We start from the raw sequence: 16,427 nt of genomic DNA, 5'->3' as shown, positions 1-16,427 counted from the left end.
TTCAGCGGGCTCCCCTCGTGCGGAGCTCCGCCGCGAGGGTGCGCAGCGTCGGGTTGTCGAACAGCGCCCCGATGCTGAGGTCGAGCGCGTACTGCTTGCGGATGTGCATCATCAGCTCCACGGCGGTGAGCGAGTTGCCGCCGAGGTCGAAGAAGTTGTCGTCGGGCCGGATCGTCTCGGTGCCCAGCGCGGCGTTCCACAGCTCCCGCAGCCGCTCCTCGACCGCATCCGCGCCCGTGGGCCCGGCTGCCGCGGCCCCTGCCGGGGCCGGGGACGGCACCGGGGACGGCACCGGGCCGGCGGGGGCGGGGCGGGGAGCGGGCGGGGGGACCGGGGCGGACGCCGCCGGGGCCGGCCGCACCGCGCGCACCGCGGCGACGGGCGGGACGGGCACGGGCACCGCGGGCGGAACCGGCGCCGCCGGGGCGGTGACCGGCATCGGCAGTCCGTCGCGGAACGGTACGACCGTGACCTGGCGCGGCGTCACGGAGTCGAGCAGGTCCAGGAGCAGCCGGACCCCGGTGTCGGGGTCGATGCCGGTCTGCACGGCCGGCGCGTCGTCCTGCCGGACACTGGACGCCGCGGCCGGGACGCCCGCCGTGGCGGCCGGACCGGCGGCGGTGGCATCGGCGGCGGTGACATCGGCGGCGGCCGGCTCGGCGGCCCGGAGGAACGCGGAGTCCTCCACCCGGCGCATCGTGAACCCCTGGATCTCGGCGAGTACCGCGCCTTCCTCCGACAGCAGCGTCACATCGGCGACGATCAGCCCGTCCGCGCTGTCCTGGCGCCTGATGTGGCTCAGCAGCCGGGCGGGCAGCGAGGCTTCGTGGAGCGTCAAGGAGCGGTACATGAACGGCAGGTGGAAGGTGTCGCGCTCCGGGTCGCGGGCGTGGGACGTCGCGCAGTCCAGCAGCGCGGGGTGCAGGGCGTGGTCAGCGGTCTCGTCCGCGAAGACCTCGGGCAGCGCCAGGCGGACCAGGTGCTCGGCGCGGTCGCCGGGGACGCTGTCGAGGGTGACGACGTTGTTCCAGCGCGGCCCGAGGGAGAAGAGCCGCTGCGGCTTCTTGCGGCCGGTGGCCGGGGGGCGCCGGACCGTGTGCCGGGCGCGCAGCGCCGCGAGGTCGACGTCCGTCCCGCCCGCCGGCGCCACCTCCCCGGTGGCGCTGCCGGTGACGTGGACCTGCCCGCCGGCCGCGGAGTGCGAGGTGACCGTGAAGTGCCACTCCCCCTCGCCGGAGTCCGCCGGTTCCCAGGAGACCTCCACCCGGCAGCTGTCCTCCACGACCAGCGGCCGCAGGAAGACGACGTCCGTCAGGCGGACCGGTGCGGGCCGGCCGTCGAGGCACTCGTCCCGGAAGGCCCGGACGACGAGGTCGAGGTGGCCGGTGCCCGGCAGTACGGCCTTGCCGTCGATGCGGTGCTCGTCGAGCGCGGGGCACTCGGCCGGGGTCAGCCCGGTGCTCCACACCCGTCGCGCGGTGGCGGCCGGCCGCGGCCGGCCGTCGCGGGCCGCGAGGGCGGGCACCGCCATGCCGACGGTGTTCCACGCGGGCCAGTTGACGCTCAGCATGCGGCAGCCGGGCAGCAGCGGGGTGCCGGTGAAGGCGTCCAGGAAGGCGTTGGCCGCCGCGTAGTCACCACCGCCCCGCAGGCCCGAGACCGCGGCGCGGCTGGAGAAGGACACGAAGAAGTCGAGCTGCGGGCGGTCGGCGAACAGGCCGGCGAGTGCCACGGTGCCCTGCACCTTGGGTGCCAGGACCGCGCCCGTCTGCTCGCGGTCGCGGAAAGCGAGCATCCCGTCACCGGCGACGCCGGCCAGGTGCAGGACCCCGGAGACCGGTCCGAAGCGGGCCGCGGCGACGTCCGCGGCCCGGCGCAGCGACCGCGCGTCGGTCACGTCGCACGCGAAGACCCGGTACTCCGCGCCCGACGCGGTCAGTTCCTCCAGGTCGGCCACGAGGCGGGTGGTCCGTGCGTCCCCGGCGGCCAGCAGCCGGTCGCGTTCCTCGCCCTCGGGCAGGCCGTTGCGGCCCAGCAGCACCAGGCGCGGCCGCAGCCCCGTCCGGGCCAGGCCCTTGGCCACCTCCATGCCCAGTCCGCCGAGCCCCCCGGTGATCAGGTAGACCCCGCCGCGCCGCAGTGCGGGCCGGGTGGCGGGCACCGGGTGGTACTCCCGCTCGGTGCGGTGCCAGCGGCGGTCGCCGCGCAGGGCCACCACACCGGGGAGCTGCCATTCGCCCAGCTCGGCCACGAGCGCGTCCTCGCCGGTCCCGGCACCGATGTCCACCAGCTTGCACACCATGCGTTCGTCCTCCAGCGCCAGGGTGCGCAGCAGGCCGTGGGTCATGGCCTTGACGGGGTCCACCGGTTCGGCGCCGGAGACGTCCGCCGAGTTCTCGGTGAGCACCAGGACGGCGGGGATCCCGGCGGCGCCGGCGTGCCGGGCCCCCTGCTGGGTGAGCGCGACCAGGCTGTGGAAGGCGTCGTCCAGCCGGCCGGGCACGGTGGCGGAGGTCGGGCGGGTCCAGGGGGCGAGGGTGAGGGCGTGCACCAGGACGCGGGGCCGGACGCCACGGGCGGCCAGCGTGCGGAACATCCGGTCGAAGTCCTCCACCGTTCCGGGGCGGACCCGGAATCCCGCACCGGTCTCCTCGTAGGCCTCACCGGGCTGGACGCGGGTGACGCGCAGTCCGGCCTGCTGGAGCGCGAGCGACGTCTCCAGTGCCCGGGCGGGATCGGCGGGCAGCAGTGCCAGCGCCGGGACGTCCTTCGGGGGCCGGGGGATCGCCGTACGGGGTGCGTCGGTCCACGAGAGGGTGCCGAACGGGGAACCGGCGGCCGGCGGCTGCCCGTCCCCGTCCGGGGCGGGCGGTCCGGCGGGCTGGTCCAGTGGGGCGGCGGAGTCGGCGGTGCCGGTCCGGGGAGGCTGCTCGGCGGCCGCGGGGTCCGGGGCCGCGGTGCCGGCGGCGTCGCGCGGGGCCGGGGCGTCGGCCCAGTGCCGGGACAGCTGGTACGGGTAGCCGGGGAGGGGGACGCGCCGGACGGGCTCGCGCTGGCCGACGGCGTCCCAGTCCACCTCGTGGCCCTCGGTCCAGAGGACCGCGAGCGCCTCCATGACGGAGCGCCAGTCGGCGCCGTCGCCGTCACGGTCGTCGCGGCGGCGCGGGAGGGTCGCGACCGCCGTGTGCCGGTCCTCGGCCATCTCCGGGTACCGGACGGCCAGCGAGGTCAGCGTGCGTCCCGGACCCACCTCGAGGAGCAGGTGGTCACCGTCGCGGAGCAGCGCTTCCAGCGCGGGGCCGAAGTGGACCGGGTCCGCCACCTGGCGGGCCCAGAAGGCGGGCGTCACGGCCTCCTGCTCGGTGACGGTCCGCCCGGTGGCGGCGGAACGGATCGGCAGCTTCGGCGCGCGCAGCTCGACACCTTCGAAGGCGCGCTCGAACTCCGCGGCGGCCGCCTCCATCAGGGGGGTGTGGAAGGCGTGCGAGGTCAGCACCGGACGGCACGCTATGCCTTCGCCGCGCAGGACCTCGGCGAAGGCCTCCAGCGCGGGCAGCGGTCCGGCGACCACCGTCTGCCGGGGGCCGTTGACGACCGCCACGGTCAGCTCCGGCGTCATCAGGCGCCGTACCGTGTCGGCGGGCGCCGCCACCGCGGACATGCCGCCGGGCTCCGCCCGTTCCATCGCCCGGACCCGGGCCGCCACCAGTGCGGCGCCGTCGGCGAGGCCGAACACCTCCGCGACGGCGGCCGCCGCCAGTTCACCGATGCTGTGGCCCAGGAGCGCGCGGGGACGGATCCCCCAGGCCAGCCACATCCTGCTCAGCGCGTACTCGACGGCGAACAGCAGCGGCTGCGCGAGCGCCGTGTCCCGCAGGTCGTCGTCGCTCCCGGCGGAGCACCACGCCTCGCGCACCGCCAGGCCGTGCCCGTCGAGCAGGTCGAGGCATTCGTCGAAGGCGCGGGTGAACTCCCGCTCGGTGCCGTACAGGCCCCGGGCCATTCCCGCGTGCTGGGCGCCCTGTCCGGGCAGCAGGAACACGACGCCGCGGGGCACGGCGGTACCGGGCCCCAGGACCGGCTTCCGCCCGTCCAGGCCGGTCAGGGCCGCCACGGCGGTGCCCGCGTCGGCGGCGACCACCGCCGCGCGGTGCAGGTGTGCGGTGCGGCCCGCCTGGAGGGTGGCGACGCTGTCGGCGAACGCGTCGTCGCCACCGGCCACCAGGTGCCGGGCGAGCCGCTCGCGGTAGGCCTGCTCGGCCTGCGGGCTCTTGCCCGACCACACCACGAGCCGCTCGCGGCCGTCGGGTGCGGTCAGCGTGGGCACCGGCCCCTCCTCGACGATGGCGTGCACGTTCGTCCCTCCGATCCCCAGGGAGCTGACCCCGGCCAGCCGTGGCGTACCGGCCGTGCGCGGCCAGGGGGTGAGCTCGGTGTTGACGCGGAACGGGGAACTCTCCAGCCCCAGCTTCGGGCTGGGCTCGGCGCAGTTGATGCTGGGCGGCAGTTGCTCGTTCTCCAGCGACAGCACGACCTTGATCAGCGCTGTCACCCCCGAGGCGTGGCCGAGGTGCCCGATGTTGCCCTTCACCGAGCCGATCGCGCAGCTTCCCGGCTCCAGCTCGCCGTCGGCCAGCCGCTGGTACGCCTGGGTGAGGGCGGCGACCTCGATGGGATCGCCGAGCGGGGTGCCGGTGGCGTGCGCCTCGACGTAGGAGATGTCGCCGGGAGCGACGCCCGCCATCTCCATGGCCTCCGCGACGACCGCGGACTGGCCGGTCACGCTGGGCGCGCTGAATCCGATCTTGCCCGAGCCGTCGTTGTTGACGGCGGTGCCGCGGATGACGGCCCGGATGGTGTCCCCGGCCGCGAGGGCGTCGCTGAGCCGCTTGAGCACCACGACGCCCGCTCCGCTGCCGAAGATCGTGCCGTTGGCGTCCTTGTCGAAGGGGCGGCAGTGGCCGTCGGGCGTCATCGGGCTGCCCGGCGCCCACCAGTGCCCGTGCCCCAGGGGGAACTCCACGTCGGAGCCGCCGGCCAGGGCGATCTCGCACTCGCCGTTGCGCAGCGCCTGCGCGGCCAGGTGCACCGTCAGCAGGGAGCTGGAACAGGCGGTCTGCACGGTCATGCTGGGGCCGCGGAAGTCGAACTTGTACGAGACCAGGGTGGCCGCGTAGTCCGAGTTGTTGAGCACGCCCACGGACATGCCCGAGGCGCTGCGCACCGTGCTGTGGTCGGCGCCGGCCAGCAGGTCGACGTACCGGTTGACGCCGACCGAGCCGAACACGCCGACGTCGCTGACGCGTTCCGGGTCGTAGCCGGAGTTCTCCAGCGCGGCGTGCGCGGCCTCCAGGAAGATCCGGATCTGCGGGTCGGTCGACGTGGCGTCGCGCGGCGACAGGTCGAAGAACCGGGCGTCGAACCGGTCGATGTCGGGCGCCAGGGCGACCGCCTTGACGTAGCCGGGGTCGTCCAGGGCCTCCGGCGGTACCCCGGCCGCCGCCAGTTCCTCGTCGGAGGGGAAGGTCACCGACTCCCGGCCCTCGCGCAGGTTGCGCCAGAAGGCCTCGGTGTCGCGGGCGCCGGGGAACCGGCCGGCGAGGCCGATCACGGCGATCGGCTCCAGCTGATCATTCATGGGTGCTTCGCCCCTCAAGGTGGATGCGCCGGCGGATCGCCCTGCGGCGTTCCGCGGCGTCGTGCAGGTTGGCGGTCGTGGCACCGGCCGGGCGGTGCGGTGTCCGGGTCCCTCCGGCGCTCCGGTCGGACAGGAAGCGCAGCAGGGACCGGGGACTCGCGTGGGTGAACAGGTCGGTGACGGTGAGCGGGCCGGGCAGCTCGCGGCGCAGCGTCTCGTGCAGCCGCAGCAGGGAGATCGAGTCGAGCCCGACGTCGAAGAAGTTCTCGTCGGGGCCGACGTCCTGTCCGACGAGTTCCCGCAGCCGCGCGGCCAGGACCGCGGCGGCCGGATCGTCGCCCCGCGGGGGTCCGGCCAGGACCTCGGACGGCCCGTCGGCGGGCGTCCGGTTCCCCGGCGCGATCCGGGCGGCGGTCTCCTCACGGGGCTCCGTGCCCGCGCTCACCACCTTGTGGTTGGCGTCCATGCGCACGTCACCGGTCAGCGTGATCGACGAAGGGACGGCCAGCGGTGGCAGCCAGGCCGACAGGTGGCGGCGCAGCCCGGCCGCGGTCGGCGCGCTGCCGTCGCGGGGCACCACCCACAGGGTGAGGGCCCCGTCGGGGGTCAGCGCCGCGCCGGCTTCCCGCACGTCGGCATGGCGCCGGGCGGCGCTTTCCACCTCCTCCAGGCCGACCCGGTAGCCGTTCACCGAGACCTGCCGGTCGGTGCGCCCTTCCACGTGCACCCGGCCCGACGGGTCGAGCCGGCCCAGGTCGCCCGTCCGGTAGGTGCCCGCCACCGGGCCCGTCGTCGCGTCGGGCCGCGGTGCGAACCGCTCGCCGGGCCCGGTGCCGTCGAGGTAACCGGTGGCCAGCAAGGGTCCGCGGACGAGGATCTCGCCCCGCTGTCCGGCTCCGGCCGGCCTCCCGTCCGGCGCCAGGACCACCAGCTCGGCACCGGCCGCACCGGACCCCACCGGGAGGGCGGCCTCGGCGGGCAGTGCGGCGGTGACCGGGGCGTAGCGCGCGGCGACCAGGTGGGCGGAGGCGATCTGCGGTGTCTCGGTGGCTCCGTAGGCGTTGACGACGGCCGCCCGGGTGAAGGCGCGGACCCGGCGGGCCTGGCCCACGGTCAGCGGCGCTCCCCCGGACATGACCAGGCGCAGGGCGTCCAGGCGCAGAGCGGGCCGCTCCTCGTGGGCGGCCGCCAGGAGCTCCAGCAGGGCTGGGGTCGCGTGCAGCAGCGTCACCCCGCTGCCGTGCAGCAGGCCGAGGAGGCGGGCGGGGTCGGTGCGCACGTCGGCCGGCGGCAGCACGACCGCACCTCCCGCGCGCAGTGGTACGAACAGATCGCGCAGCACCGGGTCGTGCCCCAGGCCCGACAGCAGCGCGGTGCGGTCCGCGGCCCGGGTTCCGTAGGTCCGGCCGTACCAGCTCAGCGCGGACTCCAGCGCCCCGCGCGGCACTTCCACCGCCGCGGGCGTGCCGGACGTGCCGGAGGTGAACAGCACGTGGCTCGCACCGGGCAGCGTCCGGGGCCGCGCGGCCCCGGCCAGCAGCGTCGGCGGCCGGTCCTGGCCGCCGTGCAGCCGCAGGGTCCGCGCGGGCCGGACGACGTCGCGGCAGGCGGCCAGCCGCCGCTCCGGCAGCGTGCCGTCCAGCAGTGCGGCGACGGCGCCCGCGTGCCACACGGCGAGCAGTGCCACCGGCAGCCACGCGCCGCGTACCGCCTCGACGGCGACCACGGCATCCGGCTCGACGCCGTCGGCGGTCAGCCGGGCGGCGAGCGCCGTCACCTGCCGGGCCAGCCAGCCGTACGTCAGGGCCGTGCCGTCGGCCGGGAGCAGCGCCGGCGCCGAGGGGTGCCGCGCGGCCGCGGCCAGCACCTGGCCGGCGAGGGCGGGCTCCGGTGCGAGCGGGGCGCGGGCGGGCGACGGCGGCCGCCGGGCGGCACGGGCGGCACGGGAGCGTTCGGTGACCAGGCTGAGGCCGGCCAGCGGGACGTCCGGGTGTTCCAGCACCTGGTCGAGCACGGCGGCGCACTGGTCGGCCAGTTCCTCGGCCACGTCGGCGGGGACCCGGTCCGTGGCGCGCACCAGATCCAGGTGGTAGGCCTGGCCGGTGCGGCGCAGGTAGAAGTTGACGTCGAACAGCGCGGCGAAGCCGGGGACGTCCACCAGCGTGACGTCCAGCCCGGTCATCGACGGCGCGGGCGCGACCTGGGTGAGGTCGTTGACCCACACCTGGAAGAGCGGATTGCCCGTCGGCCGGGTCGGCACGCCCAGCGCCTGGACGATGGCGTCGAACGTCGGCACGCTGTGCTCCAGCGCCTCGACCTGGCGTTCCCTGACGTGCTGGAGGAACGCCGGGAAGTCGGCGTGCCCGTCCACGTCGAGGCGTACCGGCAGGCTTTCGACGAGGAACCCGGCCAGGGCGTCGTCGGCCGGGCCGCGCCGCCGCGAGGCGGGCATGCCCAGCACCACGCCGGAACGCCCCGACCAGGCCGACATCACGAAGGCCACGCAGGCCAGGACGAGCACGGCGGGCGTGACCGCGTGCTCGCGGGTGAAGGCCTCCATCCGCCGGGTGCGGTCCGCGCCCAGGGGGCGTGGGTGCGTCTCCCCGCTGAAGGTGGGTCGGTCCGGGGCGGGCAGCCGGAACGGCAGGTCGCTGTCGCGCGGGGCATCGGCCAGCCGGTCCTGCCAGTAGGCGAGATCGGCCGTCCAGCGGGACCCGCCCACCGCGTCGGACTCGGCCTCGGCGTGGTCGGCGAACCGGGGGGCGGGCGGCAGCCGCGGGGGTTCGTCGTGCGCCCTGGCGTCGTACGCGGCCGCGAGGTCGGCCAGCAGCAGGTCGAGGGTGTGCTGGTCGGAGATCATGTGGTGCAGGGACAGGACCAGGACGCTTTCGTCGGCCGTCCGCGAGCGCAGCAGCGCCGCGTGCCACAAGGGGGCGCCGGTGAGGGCGATGGGGCGCTCGGCGGTCTCCCGTACGAATGCCGCGACCGCGGTTTCCAGGGGGCCCTGGACGGTGCGTACGCGCAGGTCGGGGCGGACGTCGTCCGCGTAGACCAGTGCGGGTTCCCCGTCGGGGGCGCCCGTCGGGAGGTCCACCGACGCGCGCAGGGCGTCGTGCCGGGCGGTGAGGTCGGCGAGCGCTGCCCGCAGCGCGGGCAGGCTGAGGTGTCCGCGCAGCCGCAGCGCGGTGACCACGTTGTACGCGGCGGAGTGCGGATGCAGGCGGCTGAGCGTCCACATCCGGCGCTGCGCGGGCGCCAGCCGGGACCGGGACCGGGAACGGCCGGAGGCGGGGGGCGGGAGGGGCCGGCCGGCCGCGGCGGCCGGACCGGATTCCGCCGGACCGGATCCGGCGTGACCGGCGGCGACGAGCTCGCGCAGTCGGGCCAGCGACCCGTTGTCGCGCAGCAACGAGCCGAGGGGGATCTCCACGCCGAAGTGCTCGCGCACCCGTGCCTTGAGCCGGACGGCCGCCCACGACGTGCCACCGCCGCTGACGAAGCCCGTGTCGTCCCCGTGTGCTCCTGGCGGCAGTTCGAGCAGCTCCCACCACAGCCCGGCCAGCACGTCGGCGGTTGCTCCGCCGGTGCCGGTGGTCCTCGGGGCGGAGGCGGCCGCCGTCGGCGCCGGTGGGCCGCTCCTGCGTACGGTTCTCCTCTTCCTGCTCACGCCGCGCCACCTCCCGCCGGCGCCGGCCGGGCGGTGCGGGCGGCGAGGTGGGCCGCGAGCGCCGAGGGGGTCGGCGCGCCGAAGACGTCGGCCAGCTTGACCCGGGTCTCGGCCGCCTTTTCGATCCGCCGTACGAGGCGGGCCGCGAGCAGTGAATGGCCGCCGCTGACGAAGAAGTTGGTGTCGGCGGTGATGTCGTCCCGTTTCAGGAACTCGCCCCACAGCGCCACCAGCTTCCCGGTCAGCGCGTCACCGTTCGGCGGGGCGTCCGCGTCCTCGGCGTCCGCGCCGTCCGCGCCCTCCGCGGATCCGGCGGGAGTGCCGGCCGTGGCGTCGGGCACGGCCGCGCGCCGGGCCCGGCGGGCCAGGGCCGTCTCCGTCAGCGCCCGGTGGTCGACCTTGCCGTTGGGCGTGGTGGGCAGGACGCTCACCGGCACCACGTCGTTGGGGACGAACGAGGCGGGCAGGACGGCACGCGCGTGGGCCCATGCGTCGGGGACGATCTCCTCGCCGCGTGCGGTGTGGACGAAGAGCACCAGGCGCCCGTCGGCCGTCGGGTCGCCCGCGATCACCGCGGCCGCCGCCAGGACTCCGGGGCACCCCGCCATGGCGGCCTCCACCTCGCCCAACTCGATCCGGTTGCCCCGCAGCTTCACCTGACGGTCGGCACGGCCCAGGACCTCCAGCGTGCCGTCGTGCCGCCACCGGGCGAGGTCGCCCGTGCGGTAGTGACGGCCGAAACGCGGGTGGTCACGGAACCGGTCCGCCGTCAGGTCCGCGTCGCGGTAGCCGAGGCCCACGCCGTCCCCCGCGACGCACAGTTCTCCGCGCAGGCCCGGGGGCAGTTCACGCCCGTCGGGGTCGGAGACGAAGACGGTGGTGTTGGCGATCGGGGTCCCGATGCTCACCGCGCCCGTCGGCCGCGCGCGCACCTCGGCGGCGGTCGACCAGATGGTCGTCTCCGTCGGCCCGTAGACGTTGTGCAGCCTGCAGCCGGTGTCCAGCAGCCGGCCCGCGAGCGCTGCGGGCATCGCCTCGCCGCCGCACAGCACGTGCCGCCCGGCGAGGCGGCCGCCCGCCTCGTCCACCACGAGCCGCCAGGTGGTCGGGGTGGCCTGGATGACGCGGACGTCGTGCCGTTCGACGAGCCCGAAGAGGACGGAGGCGTCGGTGCGCGCCTCGTCCGGTGCGACCACGACCCGCCCGCCGCAGGAGAGCGGCAGGAACAGTTCGAGCGCGGAGATGTCGAAGGCGAAGGTCGTCAGCCACAGCACGGCCTCGCCCGGAGCCGCGGACACGGTCCGCGCGAAATGCGAGACGACGTTGGCGAGGTTGGCGTGGCTGAGTTCGACGCCCTTGGGCCTGCCGGTGCTGCCGGAGGTGTAGATCAGGTAGGCGCGCTCGCCGGGCGCGGGCACGGTCTCCGGGCCCTCCAGCGGGCCGTCCGGTGCCGGCTCGGCGAACGGGAGGACGGCGCACGGCCCACTGATCCAGTCCCACCCGCCGCGCCCCAGGAGCACCTTGGCACCGGAGTCCTCCAGCTGGTGGGCCAGCCGCTCGCGGGGGTGCGCCGGGTCCAGCGGCAGGTAGGACGCCCCTGCCAGCCACACCCCGAGCACCGCCGCCGCCAGCGCGGCGCCGCGCGTGGCCTCGACCGCCACCACGTCCCCCGGGAGCACGCCCGCCGCGCCGAGCGCCGCACGGGTGGCCCCGGCCGTACGCCACAGCCGGCCGTACGTGACGTCCTGCCCTTCGTCCACGACGGCCACCGCACCGGGCCGCTCCGCCGCCCGTGCGGCGATGGCCGCCAGCAGGCCGGCCGGATCGACGGCCCGCTCCGTACGGTTCGCGCGCTCCAGCACCGCGCGGTCCCGTCCGCTGGCCAGCGGGAGGTCGCCCACCGGCCGGTCGGGGTCCTGGCCCACGGCCAGGATCAGTTCCTCGTACCGCTCCAGCAGCGACCGTACGTCCGCGGCCGTGTGGACCTCCGTGCTGTACACGGCCTTGACGCGCGTGCCCTTGGGCGACGGCGACACGAGGAACTCCAGGTCGAACCGGCTGTAGCCACGGTCCACGTCCAGGGTGCGAGCGGGCCGGCCGCCGACGGTCAGGCCGTCTCCGCCGTCGTCGGGCATGTAGTTGAACATGTGCCGGAACAGCACGCCGCGCCACGAGGCGTCCTGGCGCGGGATGTCGGGCAGGACGAGATCGACCGGCATGTCGGCTCGTGCGACGGCGCCCAGGAACACCTCCTGCGTCGTCCGGACGAGGGCCCGGAAGGTGTCACCGAGGTCCACCCGCACCCGGCAGGCCAGCGTGTTGACGTGATAGCCGACGCGGTCGCGCGCCTTGGCGCCCCGTATGTCCACCGGCGTGCCCACCACCAGGTCGGGTCCGGCACCGTGCCGGGCCAGCAGCAGGTAGTACGCCGCGAACAGCACGCTGCTCTCGGTCGCCTTCAGTTCCTCGCGCAGCCGGCGCACCACCGACCGCGCCTCGCCGGAGAGTTCGTGCACGATGCGCGCTCCGGCCAGGGTGGGCGCGTCCGGCTCGGGAGCGCCGCACCACAGCTCCATGCGGGCGGGGTCCACTCCCGACAGGTGCCGGCGCCAGTACGCGGCGCTGTCGGCGCTGGGCTCCGGTTCCACCAGAACCGGCACTTCGCGCAGCGACTCGGGCGCGGGCGCGGCGTCCGCGGCCAGGGCGTCGTACAGCGCGGTGAACTCGGCGAGCACCACGTTGGCGGAGCGTCCGTCGAAGACGACGTGGTGCACGACGAAGCAGAACACGTCACCGGTCTCGCACAGCAGGTGCGCGGCACGCACCAGCGGCTGCCCCTCCAGTGCGAAGGGCGTCGACGCGAACTCCTTGATGTCCTCCTCGAGGTTCTGCGGAGTCGACCGGATCACCTCGACGGCGATCTCCACGTCATCGGGCGGAAGGACTTCCTTGCGCAGCGCGCCCTGCTGACCGGACCGCCGCGTGCGGAACACGGTGCGCAGCACCGCGTGCCGCCGCATCAGGGCGTCGACCGTCTGCTGAAGGGACCACCACCGAAGCCGCCCCGTCACCTGGACCGCCAACGGCACATTGTTGATTCCGCTCCCCTGCATGATCTCGTGCAGGAGCCACAGCGCGTTTTCCTTGGCGGAAGCCATCGCGGAACCGTTCTCGTCCGCTTTCCCACCGTCGGGATCCAGCACCTTCACCGTCGCCACCAACCGTCCTGGAAATTCGATCGCTGGCGAGCCTAGGACCGCCCCGCGGCACGGGACATGACCGGAAGGGCACATCGAAGGGCACCCCCGGCTGCCCTCCCGCAACCTCCTCACCTGCCTCTTCGGCTTGGCGTCCAGGCACCGACCGCTTCCCTTCCGTACCTGTCGGCCGGTCGTCCGCCGCCCGAGAATCCATGGACGACCCGCGTCACCCGGACCCCGCAGCAGTGGCGGATCGGGCAGGAGAAGGCAGAGCGATGGACCATCTCAGACTGGTGTGCGCAGCCAGCGCCGCCGTACTCGGTACGGACGATCCGGATCCGAACGCCAATTTCTTCGCGCTCGGCGGAAGTTCGTTCAAGGCAGCGAAGGTCTGTCTCCGACTGCGCCGCGAACTGGACGTACCCGTACCGCTGGAACTCCTCTTCCGGAATCCCGTGCTGAAGGATTTCGCGGTGAGCCTGGCGGAACTGACGGACCGCGGGTGCGCGCCGACGCCGGTTCCCGGACCGCGCCCGGACGCCGCCGGGATCCGCCCCGGCGCGCCCCTTCCGGTGACCCCCTCGCAACAGCGGTCGCTGGAACGCGACCTGGCCCACCGGACCCTCGGGGCCAGGCCCCACGTGCGCACCGTGCCGTGGTGCGTCTCACTGGACGGCCCCGTCGACGAGCACCGGCTCACCGCCGCCCTCGCCGCGCTGGCCGCCCGGCACGACGCGCTGCGCACGGTGTTCACCATGCGGGACGGGGTGGGTGGGGCGACGGTCCTGCCGACGGGTGAAGTCCCCTTCCGCTCGTACGACCTCTCCGGTCTTCCGGAGCGGGACCGGTTGCCCCGGGCTCTGGCCCTGGCCGCCGAGTGCTCCGGCCGGCCCTTCGACCCGCGCGAGCTGCCCCGGCTGCGCGCCGCGCTCTACCGGCTCGCCCCGGAACGGTCGGTGCTCCTGCTGGTCAGCGACCACATCGTCTCCGACGGGCGCTCAGCGGAGGTGCTCGGCACGGAACTGGCCCGCCTCTACACCCGGGCGGCGACCGGCGACGCCCGTGAGCTGCCGCCGGTGGCGGTCCAGTTCCCCGACTGGGTGAGCCGCCGGCACGGACCGGAAGGCCTGCGGCAGCTGCACGCCCGGCTCCTGCCCTACTGGCTGCCCGAGGTCACCGCGAACCGCTTCTTCCCGCAGCTCGACCTGCCGAACGCCCGGCCGTCGGCGGAGCCGGCCGCCGACGGCATCCGCCATCACAGCCTGGTCCCGGCCGGCACGGCCGACGCCATGCAGGAGTACGCGCGGCGGCACGACACCACGCTCTTCACGGTCCATGCCGCGACCTTCGTCGCGCACCTGCACACCGTGACGGGCGAACACGACCTCACGGTCTGCACCCCCGACGACCTGCGCGCGACGGACGACCTGGAGCACACGGTCGGCTGGCTGTCGACCACCGTGGCCCTCCGTTTCCGGCTGCCCGAGGGTCCCGCTTTCGACGACGTCGTCGCGGAGACCCGTCGTGTCCTGCTGGGCGCCATGGACCACCGCGGACCCGGCTACCGCGACGTCCTGGACGCCGGCGGCGCCGCACAGCAGGGCCCGCCCACCGTCATCTTCTTCGAGTACACCGAGGCCGACGAGAGCGACGACGCGCCGCTGCTCTTCGCCGGCACTCCCGCCACCGGCCTGCCGCTCCCGCTCGCCGGGACGACCCCCGGGCTGTCCCTGTGGTCCCGCCGCACCACCGAAGGCCTGGCGACGACGGTCGTCCACGCCGGCAACCACCTGGACGCACCGGCCATGGAGGAGTTCCTCGCCGGCTGGCGCGCCCTTACGGCCCAGGCGCTCAGCGCCCCCCACCTGCCGGTCGCCGAGGTGGCCCGGCGGTCCGGCGGGCGGCGGACGGCATAGGCGCGGCGCGCCCGCCGACGGCCCCAGCAACCGAGCGGCTCCCCGCCACGGGCCCCGCTCCTTCCAGATCCTCGTCCGCCGTCCCAAGGCCCGGCGTGGCGTGGCGTCCCACCCTCCCTACGAAAGGCGTCCCGATGACCACCTACCCTCAGGAGACCGCCCTCTCCTCCCGTGCGCAACGAGCCGACGGAGTACGGCTCGCGCGCTTCACCCTGCAGGACCTGCCCACGCTGGAATTCGCCGCGCCGATCGTTCCCGAACTGGTGCCGCTCGACGAGCTGCCCGCGCCCTGGGCCTACAAGCGCTTCCGCGACCTGGAGGGCAAGGAAGCCTTCCGGGCCCTCCTTCTCGAGAAGCTCGACAGCGCCTTCGAGGCGCTGGACGGCGACACCGCGGCCGGGACCAGCGCCGGCCTCCGCGCCCTGCTCGGCCAGTTGACGGACAAGGGCGCGGTGGTCCTCGCGGACATCGTGGCCGGCATGGACTTCATGTCGCTGGTCGAGCGCTACGACGAGATCATGAGCCGCGAGGGCAGCGGCAGCTTCATCCACCGCTTCGTCGACCTGCGCAGGACCGTCGGACTGCTCACCGACCCCGAGGTCAACCAGCCGCTGCTGCACCCCCTGATGGTCACCCTCATCTCCTACGCCGTCGGCGGGCCGGTGCGGATCGTCGACGCCCGGGCCAAGGACGCCGAGCCGTTGTCGGTCCTCGCGCAGGACAACATGCTCCACATCGACAACACGCCCTTCAACGACGAGTACAAGATCCTCGTCACCTGGCGGCGCGGGACGGCGGAGGGTCCGGCGGGCCAGAACTTCACCTTCCTGCCCGGCACCCACAAGCTGGCCCGCACCTGTCTGACCGACGCCGAAGGCGTCCCGTGGTCGAGTGAGAACGCTTCGATCTTCACCACCCCGGACAGCATCCGGAAGGTCTTCGACGCCCAGAGGCGCCTCAACGGCGAGGCCGAGCCGACCGTCGTCGAGGTCACCGACCCCGACCGGCCGCTCAGCAGCGTGTTCGCCGCGGGCTCCCTGGTGCACCACCGCTTCCGTACCGCGACCGGCAAGGCCCGCAGCTGCGTCATCATCGCCTTCCACCGGGTGGCCGACAACCCCGGCCGGCTGGTGAGCGACGTCGAGGACACCGCGGACGCCTCGCTGAGCGAGCTGCTGACCTGCGGCACCCCGGACGAGACGTACGAGGGGCGGTTCCTCGCGAGCCTCCAGGCGTCGGCCGGTGACATCGCCGAACTGCTGACGAGGTGGCGCACCAGTCCGGAACGGCCCGTCCCGCTGCCGCTGCACGAGCAGACGCTCAGCGGGCCGCGCTTCGAGGAGTGGATGACGGCCGCCACCGAGGCGCCGAAGGTGCAGGACATCAGGGGCCGCGAGCAGGTGATCCCCTTCGGTGACATCCTGCTGCGCGAGGAGTTCTTCGACCTGGTCTGGCGCCTGATGCGGTTCGACAAGCACGGCCCGCTGGACCTGATCCTCCACCACGACAACCACGAGGAGCCGCGCAAGTGGGCGCGCAACCTCATTCGTGAGGCCTCCCCGGACCGCCTCCACGAACGGCTCGCGGGCTGGAGCGAAGGCCTGGAGCAGCCGCGGCCGTCGGACGCCCTCCAGGCGCGGCAGGTCCACGACCTGGCGATGCGCGTCCTCGACCTGACGACCCTGGACGGCACCCAGCAGCCGCCCGCCGACTGGCAGAACGACCTGGCCGGGATGAGCCCCGCCGTCGCCGGACGCTCGGTGACGCAGCTGATCAAGGACCTGGCCGAGTCCGTACTGCGCTGCGAGGACCTGCCGGCCTACCTCTCGACGTGCCTGTTCGTCTTCTGGGCGGTGGACACCGCGTACAGCCTGGACGGCCGGCGGGACGCCGAGACCCGGGAGATCGCGGGCCGGCTGCTGCGGCATTACGTGCTGCTGTCGCTGACCTCGGCCGAGTAGACCGCGTGCCGGCCCGGACGCTTCCCGTCCGGGCCGGCCGCGCCC

Annotated in this window: 5 protein-coding genes; 2 read left to right on the top strand and 3 right to left on the bottom strand. The window is 74.8% G+C overall.

The genetic code is table 11. The annotated features are described in order from the left end of the window. Position 1: 1 nt before the first annotated feature. The 3 genes from ACZ514_RS15015 to ACZ514_RS15005 are packed head-to-tail and all read right to left on the bottom strand — an operon-like array spanning position 2 to position 12,523. Positions 2-5,638, bottom strand: coding sequence for a type I polyketide synthase (locus tag ACZ514_RS15015; protein WP_469124884.1), 5,637 nt, complete (start codon positions 5,636-5,638; stop codon positions 2-4). Further along, positions 5,631-9,305: a condensation domain-containing protein gene (locus ACZ514_RS15010; protein ID WP_469124883.1), complete on the bottom strand. Its 3,675-nt coding sequence runs from the start codon at positions 9,303-9,305 to the stop codon at positions 5,631-5,633. Before ACZ514_RS15010 ends, ACZ514_RS15015 begins: the two co-directional genes overlap by 8 nt. Continuing rightward, a complete protein-coding gene (locus tag ACZ514_RS15005) occupies positions 9,302-12,523 on the bottom strand; it encodes a non-ribosomal peptide synthetase (protein WP_469124882.1) in 3,222 nt (1,073 codons plus the stop codon). Before ACZ514_RS15005 ends, ACZ514_RS15010 begins: the two co-directional genes overlap by 4 nt. A 257-nt stretch (positions 12,524-12,780) precedes the next feature. Here ACZ514_RS15005 and ACZ514_RS15000 point away from each other — a divergent pair, with 257 nt between their 5' ends. After that, entirely contained in the window at positions 12,781-14,421 is a 1,641-nt protein-coding gene (locus ACZ514_RS15000) for a condensation domain-containing protein (protein ID WP_469124881.1), read from the top strand. Between the two features lie 134 nt (positions 14,422-14,555). Next, a complete protein-coding gene (locus tag ACZ514_RS14995) occupies positions 14,556-16,382 on the top strand; it encodes a hypothetical protein (protein ID WP_469124880.1) in 1,827 nt (608 codons plus the stop codon). Positions 16,383-16,427 lie beyond the last annotated feature (45 nt).

This window comes from Streptomyces sp. NPDC034086, assembly GCF_055575515.1.
The sequence above is the reverse complement of the archived record's forward strand: the minus strand, read 5'-3'. Positions and strand labels throughout refer to the sequence as shown.

Excerpts from the sequence above, each read along its gene's own strand:
- ACZ514_RS15015 (WP_469124884.1), bottom strand. The coding sequence starts at position 5,638 with ATGAATGATCAGCTGGAGCCGATCGCCGTGATCGGCCTCGCCGGCCGG.
- ACZ514_RS15000 (WP_469124881.1), top strand. The coding sequence starts at position 12,781 with ATGGACCATCTCAGACTGGTGTGCGCAGCCAGCGCCGCCGTACTCGGT.
- ACZ514_RS14995 (WP_469124880.1), top strand. The coding sequence starts at position 14,556 with ATGACCACCTACCCTCAGGAGACCGCCCTCTCCTCCCGTGCGCAACGA.